General features: G+C 42.3%; 15 protein-coding genes. 12 read left to right on the top strand and 3 right to left on the bottom strand.

The features are described from left to right. The first annotated feature begins 57 nt into the window (after window positions 1-57). Together AC13FX_RS10015 and AC13FX_RS10020 are read left to right on the top strand one after the other, a co-directional pair. Entirely contained in the window at window positions 58-1,335 is a 1,278-nt protein-coding gene (locus tag AC13FX_RS10015; RefSeq protein WP_482880417.1) for a peptidase U32 family protein, read from the top strand. Beyond that, window positions 1,335-1,556, top strand: a complete 222-nt coding sequence (locus AC13FX_RS10020; RefSeq protein ID WP_482880418.1) for a ferredoxin — start codon at window positions 1,335-1,337, stop codon at window positions 1,554-1,556. Before AC13FX_RS10015 ends, AC13FX_RS10020 begins: the two co-directional genes overlap by 1 nt. 130 nt (window positions 1,557-1,686) lie before the next feature. Here AC13FX_RS10020 and AC13FX_RS10025 read toward each other — a convergent pair whose 3' ends face one another. Genes AC13FX_RS10025 through AC13FX_RS10035 form a run of 3 tightly spaced genes read right to left on the bottom strand, consistent with a single transcriptional unit; the run spans window position 1,687 to window position 5,070 of the window. After that, a complete protein-coding gene (locus tag AC13FX_RS10025) occupies window positions 1,687-2,391 on the bottom strand; it encodes a LytR/AlgR family response regulator transcription factor (protein ID WP_482880419.1) in 705 nt (234 codons plus the stop codon). After that, window positions 2,388-3,662 carry a sensor histidine kinase gene (locus AC13FX_RS10030; protein ID WP_482880420.1) on the bottom strand — a complete coding sequence of 425 codons (1,275 nt, stop codon included), beginning with the start codon at window positions 3,660-3,662 and terminating at the stop codon, window positions 2,388-2,390. The genes AC13FX_RS10025 and AC13FX_RS10030 overlap by 4 nt, the downstream gene beginning before the upstream one ends. A gap of 19 nt (window positions 3,663-3,681) precedes the next feature. Then, window positions 3,682-5,070, bottom strand: a complete 1,389-nt coding sequence (locus AC13FX_RS10035; protein ID WP_482880421.1) for a S41 family peptidase — start codon at window positions 5,068-5,070, stop codon at window positions 3,682-3,684. Between the two features lie 248 nt (window positions 5,071-5,318). On the opposite strand from AC13FX_RS10035, the gene AC13FX_RS10040 reads away from it, so the two are divergent. From AC13FX_RS10040 to AC13FX_RS10085, 10 genes are all read left to right on the top strand, one after another. After that, window positions 5,319-6,119: a hypothetical protein gene (locus tag AC13FX_RS10040; RefSeq protein ID WP_482880423.1), complete on the top strand. Its 801-nt coding sequence runs from the start codon at window positions 5,319-5,321 to the stop codon at window positions 6,117-6,119. Further along, window positions 6,119-7,228, top strand: a complete 1,110-nt coding sequence (locus AC13FX_RS10045; RefSeq protein WP_482880424.1) for a TlpA family protein disulfide reductase — start codon at window positions 6,119-6,121, stop codon at window positions 7,226-7,228. The genes AC13FX_RS10040 and AC13FX_RS10045 overlap by 1 nt, the downstream gene beginning before the upstream one ends. Before the next feature lie 16 nt (window positions 7,229-7,244). Then, window positions 7,245-8,525 carry an aspartyl protease family protein gene (locus AC13FX_RS10050; protein ID WP_482880425.1) on the top strand — a complete coding sequence of 427 codons (1,281 nt, stop codon included), beginning with the start codon at window positions 7,245-7,247 and terminating at the stop codon, window positions 8,523-8,525. Window positions 8,526-8,568: 43 nt separating this feature from the next. Further along, window positions 8,569-9,741 (top strand): peroxiredoxin family protein, encoded by a 1,173-nt coding sequence (locus AC13FX_RS10055; RefSeq protein ID WP_482880426.1) that lies wholly within the window; start codon window positions 8,569-8,571, stop codon window positions 9,739-9,741. Between the two features lie 4 nt (window positions 9,742-9,745). Then, window positions 9,746-11,608 (top strand): prolyl oligopeptidase family serine peptidase, encoded by a 1,863-nt coding sequence (locus AC13FX_RS10060; RefSeq protein WP_482880427.1) that lies wholly within the window; start codon window positions 9,746-9,748, stop codon window positions 11,606-11,608. Window positions 11,609-11,916: 308 nt separating this feature from the next. Next, the gene (locus AC13FX_RS10065; RefSeq protein ID WP_482880428.1) at window positions 11,917-12,627 is read left to right on the top strand and encodes a hypothetical protein; all 711 of its coding nucleotides are present in this window, start codon (window positions 11,917-11,919) and stop codon (window positions 12,625-12,627) included. A 70-nt stretch (window positions 12,628-12,697) separates the two neighbouring features. After that, window positions 12,698-14,044 carry a serine hydrolase domain-containing protein gene (locus AC13FX_RS10070; RefSeq protein ID WP_482880430.1) on the top strand — a complete coding sequence of 449 codons (1,347 nt, stop codon included), beginning with the start codon at window positions 12,698-12,700 and terminating at the stop codon, window positions 14,042-14,044. A 361-nt stretch (window positions 14,045-14,405) separates the two neighbouring features. Continuing rightward, window positions 14,406-15,062, top strand: a complete 657-nt coding sequence (locus AC13FX_RS10075) for an ArsR/SmtB family transcription factor (RefSeq protein WP_482880431.1) — start codon at window positions 14,406-14,408, stop codon at window positions 15,060-15,062. A 175-nt stretch (window positions 15,063-15,237) separates the two neighbouring features. Then, window positions 15,238-16,602 carry a TolC family protein gene (locus AC13FX_RS10080; RefSeq protein WP_482880432.1) on the top strand — a complete coding sequence of 455 codons (1,365 nt, stop codon included), beginning with the start codon at window positions 15,238-15,240 and terminating at the stop codon, window positions 16,600-16,602. A gap of 19 nt (window positions 16,603-16,621) precedes the next feature. After that, window positions 16,622-17,719, top strand: coding sequence for an efflux RND transporter periplasmic adaptor subunit (locus AC13FX_RS10085; protein ID WP_482880434.1), 1,098 nt, complete (start codon window positions 16,622-16,624; stop codon window positions 17,717-17,719). Window positions 17,720-17,750 lie beyond the last annotated feature (31 nt).

Consider the following 17,750-nt stretch of genomic DNA (forward strand, 5'->3'; position numbering starts at 1 on the left):
TCGATTATATGGAAAGGTATATTCTTCCGCGAATGAATCAAGAATTTGCACAAACCTATGAGTACATCAATAAAACACACATATTCGGAAACAACGGCTTTAAAAAATAAAACAGAGATCATGGCTCCGGCCGGTGATTGGGCTTCATTCAGAGCAGCCATTCAGGGTGGAGCCGGTTCGGTTTATTTTGGGATCGAACAGCTTAATATGAGGGCTCGTGCCAGTAATAATTTCACGATGGATGACCTTCCAGAGATCGCTCAACTGGCGATTAAAGAAGGTATTCGTACCTATCTAACACTTAATACTGTTCTGTACGATCACGACCTGCCATTGATGAAGCGCATTATTGATGCTGTGAAAGAACATGGAATTACTGCAATCATTGCTGCTGATCAGGCTGCTATTTCTTATGCGGCAAAACAGGGAGTGGAAGTGCATATATCGACTCAAGCCAATATTTCAAATATTGAGATGGTGGAATTTTACAGCCACTTTGCAGATGTCATGGTTCTTGCGAGGGAGCTCAGTCTGGGACAAATGAAGAGGATCGTGGAAGGCGTTAAGGAGAGAAATATTACGGGGCCTTCCGGAGATCCAGTTCAGATCGAGGTGTTTGCACATGGTGCCCTATGTATGGCGGTTTCGGGAAAATGCTATCTGAGCCTGCATACCTATAATTCATCAGCAAACAGGGGAGCTTGTAAACAAAATTGTCGGCACGCCTACCGGGTTACCAATGATGAAGGGGAAGAACTGGTGGTTGAAAATGAATATATCATGTCGCCCAAAGATCTGTGCACGATCGATTTTATGGATCAGTTATTGGATACCGGCGTGGAAGTCCTGAAAATTGAAGGACGCGGCCGTTCGCCCGAGTATGTCAAAACCGTGACCCGTTGCTACAGGGAAGCCGCCGAAGCCGTAGCAAATGGTACTTTCTCAAAAGAAAAAGTAGACGGCTGGAAAAAAGACCTGGAAAAGGTATACAACCGGGGTTTCTGGGACGGATATTATCTGGGAAGGAGACTTGGAGAGTGGAGTGAGGTCCACGGTTCAGCAGCAACCAAGGAAAAACGATTTATCGGGAAAGTGCTCCATTACTATCCGAAAGCTGAGGTGGCGCATGTGCGCATCAAGACCGGAAGACTGAATAAAGATGATAAGCTGCTTATCATAGGCAATAAGACCGGAGTGGCTGAGCCGAGTATCCATTCTATCTGGATGGAAGATATCCCTGTCGAAGTAGTTGAAAAAGGCAACGATTGCACCATCAAAATAGATTGCGTTGTTGAAGACGGAGATAAGATCTATGTGTGGGAGGACAAGCAATAATGCGGATCACATTATACAGAGATCGATGTATAGGATGTAACTATTGCGTGGAGGCCTGGCCCGAACGGTGGCAAATGTCAAAGCGGGATGGGAAGTGTGTACTCATCGGAGGGAAGCAAAAGGGAAAAGTCTTTTCAGTTGATGTTGGTGAATTTGAACGGGAACTGAATGAGCGGGCGGAAAAAGTCTGCCCGGTGGATGCTATTAGGGTTAGTAAATAGTTACTCTTTTCAGACTAAATTTGAATTTCGCTCATACGATTAGCCTCATACCCAACTTACTATTTGGGTGTGCCTGTGCGGACCTCCGGATCCAAATGTAGGCGAAAGCATAAGAAGTCCAAATGGTTATTTAGCTCTTTATTAAAATTGACCTTACTTCCTTACGATAGGTCTTTCCAATGGGGAGGTTTAAATTTCCGACTTTGACCCGATGAGATTCAAATTCCTGTAAATAATCTATGTTGATGCTATAAGATCGGTGAATACGAAGGAAATTTGAGGATACATATTGCTCCATCAATTCACTCAGAGTATGATCAACCAAAATAGTTTCTCCCTCAAGTGTTAATTCTGCATAGTTTCCTGATGCTTCAATATATCGAATATGAGAAGGATCAATCCTGATCAGCTTGGTTCCGCTTTTCAATAGAAGAAAAGATGATGAATCACCCTTTTTGGGGAGAGTTGATGAAGGCTGTAGTTTCTGTTCCATCGCCCGCATCACCGCTTTATAGAATTTAGGAAATTCGATGGGTTTCAGCAGGTAACCGGCCGCCTCGTGATCGTAGCTTTCCACTGCATATTCGTCATAAGCGGTCGTGAAAATGACAGTTGGAGGATCTTTCAGTGTTTTCAACAACGACATTCCATCCATATCTGGCATGTTGATATCCAGGAAAAGAATGTCGATCTGATTTTCCCTTAGAAAAGAAGCGGCTTTGAGGGGAGAGGTAAACGTTTCAACCAACTCGAGTTGTTCGATCTTGGCAGCATTATGCTCGATCACGTGATGCGCCCGCGGTTCATCGTCTATGGAAATGGCTTTCAGGATCATCGGATGGGTAGTTTTAGAATAATAGTGTGTTCTTCTGAAGCAGTTCGGATATCCAGGTCAAATTCATCCTCATAATAGAGTTTCAGTAGTTTTTTGGTTTGGGCTGTCCCGATGCCCGAGGTCCCGGTATCTTGATTTGAAGGATGGTTGCTGTTACGAACTTCCAGAATCACAAACTCATCGGTCACTTCCAGCTTGATGCTCACAAACGAGGCCTTTTCATAGCTGATGCCATGCTTGAAGGCATTTTCCACAAAATTGATGAGGATCATCGGGGCCACCTGAGCATAATTTAATCGCCCTTTAACCTCCATGCTGATCTCTACAGAGTCTTGGTTGATCCTTAGTTTCTGCAGCTCCACATATTTTTCAATGTACTCCCATTCTTCTTTTAAGGGTACCAGTTCTTTAGTACTGTGCTGCAGTGAGTAACGCATCATCCCCGTCAAGTTTTGGATGCCCTCAGCCAGAGGTTCATTTTTGGTTTCCAGAGCCATAGAGTAAAGGTTATTCAGCGTGTTGAAAAAGAAATGAGGCCTAAGCTGTGACCTGATTAAAGCTAACTCTGATTGCATGTGATCGGCTTGTTCTAACTCCTGATATCTATAAAGGAATTGAACGGTAGTTTGCGCAAGAAATGCCATGATCACGATCAGAAAATAAAAGGCAAAGGGGGAGTCCGATATTGAGCTAAATGTTCCAAACCTGAAAACACTCGCTATGGGTTGATCGCCCGAATCAGAATTAAGGAAGACAGTAGCAAATACCACGATTGCCATATGAAGGATAGAAAAGGCCAACCAGCCGGAACCAAGTGCAAGTAATTTCTTTTTTAATGATTGGTGATATCTTTTGAAAAACAGATAATAGGCTATAAACCATCCCAAAATATAGAGTCCATAGACGATAATATGTCTAATCATCTGACTGGTTGAAGCAGACTCAGCTATGTTTCTTTTTACATCAATCAATTTCCCATTTGAAGAGGTAGAATCTTCAGGAGAAGGTTCATCTTGTTTTTCAATGTGGTCAGTATATGTTTCATTTATCCACTTTTCTGTCAATGGTGGGAAATTTAAGGTATTTGAGAAGCCCCGCAGTGTTATAGTTTCAGAAGCAGTTGAGTCTGGGGGAGAAATGGAGGAAATGGTGTACCCTTCAACTATCATAAAATTGATCAGTTCATAACTTCTTACGCCAATAACAACGATCACAGTGACAGCTACTATATGAACGAATAACTCAACAGCCCTTGGTATCTTTGAGTTCATAAAAGGATTTTGTTAGCCATCATGGATTCTGAGTACTAATTTGATTCAGCAGGTTACTTAATATTTCGTCCTCATCATCCCGAAGGTAGTCATTTATGAGGATATCCGGCATCACACCACGCAGTTCTTCACTGCCGTTGACGCGCACTATATATCCTTTGGAGATAGTAACGGTTATACCTGTGTTTGGCAATGTATATGGAAATATGGAGGCGTACAGCGTTGGGTATTCTCCGGTTTCTTCCCCTACAATCGTTCCAAAGCCATAATCCTGTATTTGAGCTGCCGCCACGGCTGATTGCGAGTGTGATTGGCGGTTAACCAAAACATATACTTTTCCATTGAATTGTTTGTCTTTGGCTTGAGGCTCATAGAGGTCAAATTCATAGTCATAAATCGTACCATTTTTGTGGCCCAGTACGGTTCTCCAATAATCGTTTGTGATATCACTATTTGCCTTGGCATACTCTTTAAGGATGCGGCTTGTCTTGAGAGTAAAACTGGAAACCCATTTGAAAGGTTTATCAGCAAAGTATGAGACCAGATAATCACTGAAAGAGTCGTTGCCACCTTTATTATTTCGAAGGTCTATGATCAGATTATCAAGTTCAGTTGCATTGATCTCTACAAAGGCAGAATCAATGAATCGCTGATACCTGGCTTCATCACCACTGAAACTTCCCGGATTCAGGTAGGCAGCCTCATCATAAAAAAGAAGCTCCATGCGGGCATTCAATACTTCATCCCGTTTCATTTCAAAATCCTCGATCAGATTGATGGCATCAAGTGTGGCAGTTTTGGTTATTCCGTCAATACTAACCACTACCTCAAACTGATCCTCTTGCCCGAATACCTGCCAGTAATAACGAGGGAAGGAGTAGATCTCAATTTTTGCTCGTTTAAAGTAGGGGCGTTCAGCAGATATCTGTGGATAAATTCTTTGAAGAATTTGATCTATCGGCTTACCGTTAATGCTAATGAGTTCTGATCCGATTGGTATGTTTTTATTACCTGACCAATTTTTACGAACCAATGGCTTTTCATCCTGAAAGGCGATCTCCAGGGGTAATAAGGTGCCGCCAGATAGTGCATACTCCATATAAGGTCCAATTGGGAAATCGATGTTGGTATGGCCAATATCTAATGATGAGACCAGCCGTTGATACATATTGATCGTTTCGAGTCGACTCAAACTATCAGCAGTGAGGGATGATGTTATTTCATCATAGGTGGCGTTGAATTCCTGTTCAGAAGTATAGGCAAACATATTGTATTGACCGTCTTCTATTGCTCTCCTTAAAGTTTCAAGATCTTCAAGCACCTCTTTCTGAGAAAAGGCAGGACCCAGCTGAGCGAAAGAGTAAAGCGGAAGCAATAATATAGTGAGGGTCAGGAAAAAGGATCTCATGATGTTTGAATAGGTATAATTAATAGATCAGATCAAATATAGTAACGTATGACATCTCGAACCCACTTAGTGTGTGAACGGTGGTTTTGGTCATGTGAAAGGACGAGAATTACGTCTAAAGGTTGCAAACGGTTGTTCAAATGCTCTGGCAGTCCATTTAAAGGATTAATTTTTTGAGGTTGTGAAAGCAGGCTATCATTGCCCCATTCAATTACGAAAGTGTAACGACAATCATATAATCAACGTTAATGAAAACCCAACAAATCATTGTGCTTCTTTGCATCCTTTCAGGTTGTTCCCTTTCACAAATGGTGCCGAATTATAATCTGGTAACCTACTCCGGTGACTTACAAGTAGAACAATTTGATTCCACTGTAACCGACGAGAACAGGTTCAATCATAACAATAAGATCTTTACGGTTGGGGCTTCCTTCACATATTCATACCAGTATTACGATAAGGATGGTCAGTCAAGGAACTTCCGGTATCTGGAAGAGGGATGGGAGTTTACCGAACCCAAAGAAAGTGACAGGAATGAAGTCACTCTTGGAGTAATGTCGGGACTAAAGCCTATGATCGATTGGATACCTGATTACAACCAAACCCTGATTAGTTATCAGCCATCCAATAAAGATAATTTTGAGATGACCGGACTCATTGAAAATGAGGCCAACATCTGGATGCATCCACCTCGGGACGGGCTGTTCCGCATTCTACAACTAAGTCCCTATCCGTCGGTGATGTACCCAATGGAGACAGGCAAAGAGTGGGAGTGGTCTTTTCAGGTCGGCAGTCACTATGGGGACGAGCGCTGGGCCACCTGGAATGGCAACATAACGATCAACACAAGCTATGAAATCACCGGTAAACAAGTGATGGAGACCCAATGGGGTGAGCTGGAGACCTGGACTATCAATGCCGAAGCGGTTAGTGAGCTGGGGTCAACTTCTATGGAGGCTGTATTCAACGATAGTCTGGGTTTTCTGAAAATGAACTTCATCAACATCGATGGCTCAGAAATGACATTCAAACTAGAGGAAGTGGACTAATGAAGAAGTACAAATCACTATTTATTATCACATGTATTCTTGTCACTAACTACACTGCAAATGGGCAAGATCTGCTAAGGTTGGCACAAGAAGAAATCGATAAGTATGAACGAGTGAGTTACAAGCAGACGGCCTTTTATCCGAATCCGGTTGGAAGAATTGATACGGTAAACGTAACGGCGAATTTCCAAAAAAGTAAAAGCAGTCTGGTGGAATACGATTTCATCATTCAGAAGCATTTTTTTAACAGTGATGTCATTCATATTGACGGTAGATTCCGCTCGGTAAGACACAAAGATGAAACCGTGGTGCTTTACCCGGAGAACGAACCGGCAGAATTGAAACACATGATCGAGATCCTTCCTGATTTTGAATATTCTCCCATTACCTTATTAAGTCGGTCAGATTGGGAGTTTGTCAGGGATACGCTAATAGGTGGGCAAGAGCTCAAAGAATATCTTCGAGTAGTAACGGATGAGATCAGAAATGGCAACACGATCTACACCGAAGAGCATATCTTTTTAAACCCCGATTCAAAACTTCTGGAAAAATGGGAGCGGCATAATTTCTATAATGGGAACCTGCAAAAAGTAGTGTACATCTATTCAGATTATAACCTGACTTCATCAGGCGATCCGCTCGGCTATGAATTTCCTTCAGAATACCGTTCCGATTTATACGGAAAGACCAATCGTAGCAAGATAGTTGAAGTAGGTCAGCAAGCCCCGGTCTTTTCCGCACGCAATCTTCAGGGCAGTTCAATTGATCTGGAAGACTATCGTGGTAAAAAGGTGCTTTTAAACTTTTCCAGTATTGGATGCCCACATAGTCAGGATGCCTTGCGATATATGGATGAGGAAGGTTTTCAGCTTGCCGGAAATATTACGCCATTATTTCTATCTGTTTGGGATCGGAAGGAAGATGTAGTCGAATATTTTAAACAGATAAATGCCCCGCTCTCGGTTATTCTGGATGCGGAAAAGATCAGTGAGATGTATGGCGTTTCAGGTACCCCAACTTTTTTCCTTATCGATGAAAAAGGGAATATTGAAAAGGTGACCGTTGGTTTCGATAAGGAGTTTTTGAATAGCTTGAAAGCCGGTTCATAATCAGAATATGTAATAAATGAAGTTTTTAAACTGGATCAAAGGATTAGGTATTGCGGCTTTAGTAGTTTTAGTTGGCTTCGAAAATGCCATGGCTCAGGACAAGCTATCTAAGGAAGAACTGGTTGAGATCATTGCAGCAAGTGTCAATCAACAAAATATCGATGAGTTAAAACCCCACTTATCTGATGGTTTCCAAATTTCGGGAAGGGTTCCGCCGATTTCATTCAAAATACTGGAGCAGTTGGTGAGCCAGCTGAATGAACAGGTTGAGGAATATTCCTGGAATAACACAGCGTCAAATTCAGATGGTACGCAAACTCATTTGTATCATTTCAGCTATAGCGGTTTGGGGGAGCGTGAAGTTACTTTCAGCATGAATAAAGACGGCAAGATCACTAAGCTTGAATTGGTTAAGATGAGTGTCAAGACGATGGAAGGGCCTTCAAAAGTGAGTCAGCCGATAGATAAGATCATTGAGGTCCCCTTTAAGGTGAAAGAAAACCTGATGCTTGTTGAGGCCATTATTAATGGTGAAAGCAAAAATTTTATCTTTGATTCCGGTTCACCCCGCCTCATACTTAATCAGGTACACTATGGAGAGGAGGTATCATCAGAAGAAACAAAATACAGCTCTTTGGAAGGCGTGCATGGTAACATTAACAGCCTGGATATTCTAACCATCTCAGATTTTGATTTCAATGGCATTCAGATGAACGACCAAAAGGTACTGGCGGCAGATCTGTCCCATTTAGAAGCCATTTTGGAAATACCGATCGCAGGGTTGATCGGCTATGAGGTCTTTGAAGGCTACGATCTTTTGTTCAATTATTCTACCCAAACGCTGCGACTCATTCAGCCGGGCCAAACCCAAACATTTATTATGGCTATGAGTGCGCAACTGTCAATGTCGTCCATTCCCTTTGAGCTCAGGCAGCATATACCACTTTTTGAAGCTTCGGTATCGGGGCAAACAATGTCCTTTGGGTTAGACAGTGGGGCCTCCACGAACCTGCTTTCTGAAGACCGGTATGAAGAGTTGAGTGGTTCATTATCAAGTATCAGAGAAACGGACCTGACCGGTGCGGATGGGAGGAAAGAAATAGTAATGAAAGGAACATTGGATAAACTAACAATCGCGGAGGTTGACTTCGATACAACGCCAACGGCCTTCAAAGATATCTCAAACCTCAAGCAAGCTTATGGCAAAGAGCTGGATGGACTGGCGGGATATGAAATTTTAAGCCGACAGGTAACCATGGTCTCATATTCACAGCATAAGATATATCTCTTTCGATGACGTGTGAAGTGAATGTGAGTCCGCTATTATAATCTAAACATTTATGAAAATCTGCCGTAACAGCCCACTTGAAACTAAAATGAACAACTACATGAATACTTCAAGAATATTACTGCTCGCCTTTACGGCACTTATTACCGGATGCTCTCAGGTCCAGTCACCGGATGACTTCTTAAATTCTGCCAGAGACCTGTTATCAGCATCAGCAGGGTTTGATTACACTGCTTTGGCCATTACACCGAATCCTATGGGAGGAGTGGACACGATGATCTTTAATAAGTCATTTAAACCATCAGAAAAAAGCCTGCTCGGATATGATTACGTGATTGAGTGGAGGAGTGATTTTGCGAACAAGGACCAGGTTTATATAAACAACATTTACAGAGATGTGGATCATCAGAATAAACTCGTTAAATTTTATCCTGCTGAAGATTCCTTAAATGAGAAGGGGAATATCCTGAATTCGTTGCCTGTACGGTTTTCTCAAGTAAGTTTCTTAAGTCAGACGGACTGGGTATTTATAAAAGATACTCTCATTAATGACCGCCCACTTAAAAATTACCTGAGAATTGAGAATGACAGGGTTAATAAAAACGGGGACACCGTTTTAACGGAACAGCATATTTTTATAAATGCTTCCACAAAGTTAATTGAACGATTCGAGCGAAGGAATCACTTAAATGGCCAACTTCGGCAACGGTTAGTCTACGAATATAAAGACTTCGTGCAACGAAATGACTCCCCGGAGTTGACATACGAGTACCCGTCAGAGTATCAATCAGCACCTCTGGGTGTTTCTCCCTACAAAGATCTGTTACCGATTGGGCAAAAAGCTCCTGAATTTGTTACACGAGATGAGCAGAACAACCTGCTCAGGCTTTCCGATTATCGTGGTAAAAAAGTGCTGTTAAATTTCTCCATTATAAACTGCGGATACTGCATGCAATCCCTTGAGCATTTCAATAGGGAGGATTATCAAATCTCAGATGCCGTGGTTCCGATCTACATTAACCCGCTAGACTCCCAAAGTGATATAACTTCATTTGATAAGGAACTCAACATTCCGTTTCCGGTTGCTTATTCTAACCCGGCAGAAATTGCCGAACTTTACGGCGTGCTATCCTATCCCTTATTCTATCTGATTGATGAAGAGGGTATTATAGAAAAAGTAATTACTGGATATGATTCCGCTTTTCAGGAGAGCATAAAAAGTTAGATATATGAAATACAGCCTACTCATTATAAGCGTCCTTTTACTGTGCTCGTGTAAAATAAAAAGCCAAAAGACACCGATTACTTTTGAGGATCTGAAATCCCTTGAAACCCCTTCCTTCTTTGCGGTCTCTCCGGATGGAGATAAAATGGCGTATGCCATTGGAGATTCATTGTACGTAAAAATACTCAGTGATCCTTCCAGGATCAGAACGATCTCCGGTGGAATGACTGAAGAAGCGACCTATGCCAATACCTTCCTGGCCTGGTCAAACGATAGTCACCGCTTTGTGTACAGAAGGAATGCGGATGAGATCGTAGTCAGTACATTTGACGGGTCAGAACAGTTCTCCATTGCCGGCGCAGAGGGACAGACAAAGTTAGTAACCCTGCAAAACTTCTATATGGAGGGCCCAAAATGGTCGCCGGATGACCGCTTCATTACCTTTCCGGCTCAGCCTCATGCCATTCAAAGTACAGCTCAGCTTTGGTTTTACGATACGGAGCGGGAAACCCTGAACCCCAAAACTGTTGAGAACCATATGATCGTGAGCCACGACTGGATCGATGAGGATCACCTGGTCTATGGAATGGGGGGTTTTTCGGGAGATAACGGTGCCATCAAGCTGATGGAAATCTCAACCGGTATTATCACGGTCATCGCTTATGCGGATGAAAGTATATTCAATGAAGTCCGATACACACCTGAGACCGGAATGTTATTTGCCAACTCATCAAGCTTTACGCCTTACCTCTTCAAAAGGGATCAGTCAGGCACATTCAGGGATTATGAAAACGAATTACCAAGGGCCTATTACACCGCCTGGTCGACGGATGGCACCTGGCTGTTTGGGCAGCATAAAGTGGGAATGGATTACCTTCCGTTTAAGGCTCACATTGATTCCTCCTCTTATAAAAAAATCAATTCTGAGATGGGCACGATATTGCCAAAGCAAGTTCTAAGTCATGCCGGTAAGGACTATGTGTACTACACCCGAGAATCAGGAACTTTGCCTAAAAGTATTTTCCGGGCTGAGATCAGTGAAAATGGGGATAGCCTGATGAAAGAAGAGTTTTTGCATAACAGCACTGAGGCCTTTGCAGGCAAACTTCTACCTGAGGCTGAGATCGTAAGCTGGGATCAGTATTCTGTTTCATTGAATGCTCAGTTATTTCTTCCGGCTCAGATAAGTGGGAAAACTCCACTGATTCTCATTCCCTATGCCAATGCGTATCTGAACCGATTTCCAAATATGGACTACTTTCTTGAAGAAGGCATCTTACTATTGACCTCTCAGGGTTATGCAGTAGCATTGCCTAACAACAGCGGGGGGACCAACCAAAGGCGTCATGATAAGGAGTATGGACCTCGGGAGCTGAGAGATGCCCTTGGTTTTCTGGATGCGGTGGGAAATCACCCTCGGGTAGATACTTCAAATGTTGCCTTAATCGGGCATAGCCATGGAGCCACAATGGTGAGCTATTTTATATCACATTCCGATCGGTTTGATGTAGCCGTTGGGATCAACGGGGCCTATGACTGGATCAGGCAAGCCAATGAATTCCCGGGAAGGATTTACGGATTCCCATATGGCATGGGGGGAATGCCGGATGAACTGCCAGAAAAATATGACTCGTATTCACCAATGGAGAATATTGATCAGATCTTTACTCCTATGCTGTTAGTGGCCGGTGAAAATGACGGACAAATACCGCCTGTTCATGCTGAGGAATTCCACAAAAAGTTAGAAGATGCAGGTAAAAAATCAGAACTTCTTTATTTCGAGGATGAAGGGCATTTGATCGAGAAGGAAGAAAATAAACAGGTGTTTTGGGATAAAGTAATCGAATTTATAGGGACTCACCCCTGAACTAATGCGAATATACATACATGAATTCAATATCTTTGGACTTTGAGATGAGTATAAATCAATTTTATCTTCTCATTTTTTTATTACTAAATCCATCGATGTGCTTTGGTCAGGTTGATCCATTAGAGAAGGGTTTCAAATCTTATTCGATTGAGACAGAAGACGATACGATTCAGTTTTATATTTACAACCCGTATGATATAGATAAACAACACCTATTTATTCATGTGGAGGGCTCTTATCCCGCCCCATTATGGATAGAAACAAATCCCTGTTGTGTAACTCTGGATCCATTCACGTATGATTTGATGCCTGAAGAGTATGCCTACATAGTTATCTCAAAGCATGGATTTCCTTTTAGTGACACGGAAGACTTTGAAGTACCGGATGATTACTGGAAGAAGAATACGTTAGATTTCAGAGTAGAACGGGTCAATAGGGTTATAAAATACATCCAGAAAGAACTTTTTACGCCTGAGAGAATCGTGTTGGTAGGTACCTCTCAGGGAACGGATGTGGCTGCAAAACTGGCGACCATCAATCAGGATGTAACCCATCTTGGGTTTTGGGTAGGAGGTGGGCTTCCTCAACTGATGGAGTTCATTATGTTTGAAAGAAAAAAAGCTATTGCAGGTGAAATTACAGAAATGGAAGCCTCCAGAAGAATAGATTCTTTGTTGACTCAATTTGAAATAATGTTTGATGATCCTTCACCTGATCAGAAATGGGATGGAAACAGTTATCTTAGTTATGTGAGCTTTTCTGAGCCTCCCATTCAAAATTTATTAAAACTTGATATCCCAATATATGTTGCGGTAGGTACCATGGATGAAAATGTAGCTGTTGAAAACTCTTATATCATCCCGGTAGAATTTATCAGGCATCGAAAGAAAAACCTCACTTTTCGTCAATTACCCAATTATGACCATAATTTTTTCGAGATTACAGAAAGTGGTTCAAAAATTGACAGGTTCGATGAGGTTACTAAAGATTTTATAAAATGGCTGGTAGAAGACTGATGAACGCTTTCATTAGAACTTGTCATAATACGTACTCGCATCAATGAATTTTTCAAATAGATAAAAGATCATGTTAAATAAATCACTTTTTATAATAATTATATTGCTACTGCCACAGATACTTTTAGCTCAAGAAGATCGGGTAGTTCAGCAGTTTGAATCAATTATCGAAGCATACCATGAGGTCTATGGATTTTCCGGAACCGTGAAGGTGGTACTGGATGATAATGAGATCTGGCAGGATAGTTACGGGCTGGCCAACCGAAGTTTCGAGATCCCAAATACGCCAGCCACCCGGAACTCTATAAATTCCATATCTAAGACGTTCACGGCAGCATTGATCCTGAAGATGGCTGAAAAAGCTCAGCTAAAATTGGATGTTCCGATATCGACCTGGCTTCCCACATTGAGTGCTGATTGGGCTGATTCAGTTACCATTCATCACCTGTTGACTCACTCATCAGGTTTGCCGCGAGAGGCAGGCATGATGGCATCGGATGAGCTTAATTTTTATCAGCAATCCCAGTTGGTCGATGAGTTAGACCTTATGTTTAGTCCGGGGGAGAGGTATCAGTACTCCAATGCCGGTGTGATTTTACTGGGAGCTATCATCGAGGAAGTAAGCGGCAAGGAATATGCAATATTGATGAATGAGGAAATAATAAAGCCTCTGGGTTTGAGTGATACGGGAGTGTATGAGGGCAATGCGGTGGTGAAAAAACAGGCGGTGCCTTATAAGATCGGTCCCTTAGGTGTTGAGGAAGCTCAGCGCACAAAGATCATTGGTGAAAGTGCAGGTGGAGGCCTGTATTCAACATTGAATGATCTCTATCAATTTACGGTCGCTTTAGAGAATGAAGAGATCCTTTCAGCCGAATCCCAGGACCTGCTTTTTGAAAAACATATGGTGCTTTCAGAGGGTGAAGCTGAAGGTTATGCCTGGTCACTGAAACAGTTTGGCCCCGATCAGATCAGGATGGCAGCCGGCAGTGGGTATGGGACTAAAAGTGTGATCATCCGTGAACCGAAAACGGGACTCTTTATTGGGATCCTGTCGAATTGGGGAAATACACCAATACTGGATATTCTTAGAGATATATATCTGACAGTAAAAGGACAAACCATCGAACCTCCAACAGCAGAAAACCTGGCTGATCCCTTAAACTACTCCTCTCATTTAGGTACCTACGTTTTTGATCCTGAAAAAATGAGCACTTATCTCCAAAAAGAGAACAACAAGATCGTTGTGAGGGAGATCGATGGCAAATTATTCATGGATGATGAGCTTCTTGCCAATAAAGAAAACGGAGAACTTGGTCTGACTTACACCGACGAGGTGCGGATATATTTTGAGGATGGTCTGATGATCCTCGAAATAAATAACAATCGGCTGACAGGAAAGTTAAAAAGAAATTAGTTGATACTATCGGGAAAAGGTGAGCGTAAAACCCGACAAGCTGTTCTTATAATCCAATACATTTTGCTTCATACCTAAATTTAAACCGACCTTAAATAAAGGGTTTTTCAGGTTTATTTAAGGGTACCACCCTGAAGGACCTTACTTCTTTTCAGCCCAAAAACGAGCTTCGCTCATTCGCCTCAAAAGTTATGTGACCAATGTCACAGAGTCATAAACCCCGGCTAATTCAAACATATTTGTAAGTGTAATAAATACAATGAATAAGAAGGGTTATAAATACACAATATAACATTCAATAAAATTATTGAATGAAGTTTGCAGAGTGTGTATTCTTTATCTCATTAAAATTTGATAATCAATGAAAACACGCGAGTTCAAAAAGAAATTATATAAGCAATTGGCGGTGGTCACCAAGGCACTGTCTAACCCTACACGATTGGAGATACTGGATCTGATCGCGCAAGGACCGGTACCCGTAGAGTACATTGCCGAACATATTGATCAACCGGTAGCCAATGCTTCACAACACCTTCAGGTTTTGAAGAAGTCAGGCTTGGTTGAAACCGAAAGAAAGGGAAAATATAACTACTACCGGATGGCCGGAAAGCAAGTGTACGATGTATGGAATTCTCTAAGGGCTATTGGATTCTCAAGAAATTCGGAGATCGAAGATCTGTTGAATGATTACCGAAGTAAGAAGAAAGGTCTGAAAACTATTTCGAGAGATGAACTTCTCAAAAAAATGGAAGATGATGAAGTATTTCTCATTGATGTACGTCCGGCTGAAGAATTTAAGCTTGGGCATATCAGGGATGCCGTTTCCCTTCCGAAAGTTGAATTAGGGGAGCGTTTGCAGGAGTTGCCTGATGACAAGGAGATCGTTGCTTATTGCAGGGGACCGTTGTGCCTGATGGCTGACGAAGCCGTTCGCATATTGAAGGAAAAAGGATTTAATGCTGTAAGGCTGGATGAGGGATTCCCTGAATGGAAAGCGATCGATCTGCCTGTTGATTGAACGAAATAGAAATTATTAAACAAAAAGAGCTAAATATGGATAAAGCAAAATGTTTGGTGAGGTTATACCTGGGGTTTCGGTAATACACTTCCTTCAGATCATAAACCCGGCTGATACTTTACATAAAAAAGCCGACTTATAATATTTCATAAACAACTAAAAAATAATCACTAAGATGAATTACAAAAATTCATATGTACCAAAGGTATATCTGATCACAGCTATGCTTCTGATGCCCTTTCAATTATTTTCACAGGACAGAGAGCATGATGGTCAGGTCTTGTCACTTTCATTGCAGGAAGCGATGGAATTAGCCGTTGATCAAAACTTTAGCCTTGAACAGGCAGGCTACGATGTGGACAAAACCAAAGCTCAATTCCGGCAAACCAACGCCGTGTTTCTGCCACAGGTTTCGTTCGAGTACAACGCTATTTCAACCGATGACCCATTAAATGTATTTGGGTTTAAATTAAAACAGGAAGTGGTCTCTCAGCAGGACTTCAATCCTGTACTCTTGAATGATCCGGATGCCTATGAAAACTATAGTGCCAAATTTGAAGTTCGTCAGCCACTGATCAACCCTGACATGTTCCTTCAGAGAAGTGCGATGAAAAGTCAGCTTAACTCAATGAATGAGCAGCTGGAAGGCACAAAGAATTATGTACGGTATCAGGTTCGTCAGCAATACTACAATCTGATATTACATCTCGAACAGATCGAGGTACTTGAAGCGGCCCTTAAAACAGCCGTTGAGCACCGAAGACAGGCACAAAACTATTTTGAGGAAGGCCTGATCAGCAAGGAAGATTATCTGGCTGCCAAAGTTTATGAGCTGGATATGGAGAGCCGCATGCTTCAAACTAAAAATGCACTTGATAAGGTACAGGAAGAAATGGCTTTGCTGATTGGCCTAGAAGGGAATATAACAGTTCAACCAACCGACGAACTGAATTATGATTTACAGGCAGAAGCCGCTGTTGGAACTAGCGATTTTAAAGTGAATAATGCTCAAACGCGAGCTATTGAATACAAAGTTCAGGCCGCTAAAAAGATGGTCAAAGCATCGGAATTCAGCTTCATCCCAAAGATCAATCTGTTTGGAAGCTATGAATTCAATGATAACGAATTTGCGGGATTCGACGCATCCTCATATATGATCGGAGCAAATTTAAGATGGGATATTTTCTCCGGCTTCAGCAAAGTAGGCAAAGTAATGGAAGCCAAAGCAGATTACCGAAAAGCCCAAAGCATGCAGGAAAGTCACAGGTTGGATCAGGAAAACAAGGTTCGTCAGGCTATGCGATCGATCGATCACGCCACCAAGCAGATCTCATTAACTGAACAAGCCATACAGCAATCCACAGAAGATGTGAAGATCCGAACCAACCGATATGTGGAAGGTATGGAAAGAACCACCGATCTGCTGGAAGCAGAAACTAAATTAGCAGAAGCCAAACTGAAAAATGTGATGGCCCTGTATCAGTACAACATGAGCATTGCTGCCCTTGAAATGCTGCTCGAAAATGATCTTAAAAATTAACCGACTAACACGAACTACAATGAATTATTTATTAAAAGACCGTATGAAAACTCTTTCGGCTCTGCTGGTACTTACACTTCTGATAACAGCAGCCACCGGATGCAGTTCAGAAACTGAAACTATTGAAAATACTCGATCTGAAAATGTAAAGGTTGAAACAGCCACCAACACCTTGTCTGTTTCCACACAATCATTCCCCGGAATGGTGGAAAGTGACAATCAGGCCAACCTAAGTACGATCGTAATGGGAACGGTAACGGAAGTCCCGGTTGAGGTGGGTGAACGCGTGAAGAAAGGTGATGTGCTGATCCGGATCAAAGACGATCAGATCCTGGCACAGAAATCACAGCTTGAAGCCAACATGGTTCAGGCCAAAGCCAATCTGGATAACACCGAAAAGAACTATAACAGGATCAAAAATCTGTATGCTGAGGAAAGTGCCACATCCAAAGAATTGGATGATATCTCAACCATGTATGAGATCGCCAAAGCCAATATGGATGCACTGAATGCACGCATGAATGAAGTGAACGAAATGCTGGCATACACCACTATCCGCGCTCCATTTGACGGCATTGTGGCCCGTAAGTTTGTGGCAGAAGGTGACATGGCCGCACCGGGACATCCATTAGTGGCCGTTGCAGATCCGGGTCAGATCAAGATCACCGCAAACGTACCTGAGCAGTGGATCGGTAAGATCTCTGAGGGTGATGCCGTGAATGTAAGTATTGAATCAGCCGGAATTTATAATGCTTCAGCAACTCTGATCGCCGTAAGTGAAGCCGGTGATCCAATGAGTCGACAATATGCCGTGGAAGCAAAACTTAAGGATGCTGAGCTGTCATCAAAATTGAAAACTGGCATGTTTGCACAAATAGGCATGAATTTAGGTTCAAACGAGGCACTTTTCATTCCTAAAACGGCACTTGTAACAAGAGGGCAGCTGACCGGGGTTTATACCTTGACAGACGATAATAAAGCTGTGCTCAGATGGGTACGCCTGGGACAAAGTTCAGGAGATAGAGTTGAGGTTCTATCCGGTTTAACGGCGGGTGAGCAATATGTAACTGAAACGAATGAAAATCTTCGACAGGGTTTGACACTGAACGTTCAGTAGATCGATCTGCACATCACACGATCAAGAATTT

The sequence above is a fragment of the Gracilimonas sp. B-17 genome (genome assembly GCF_056857935.1).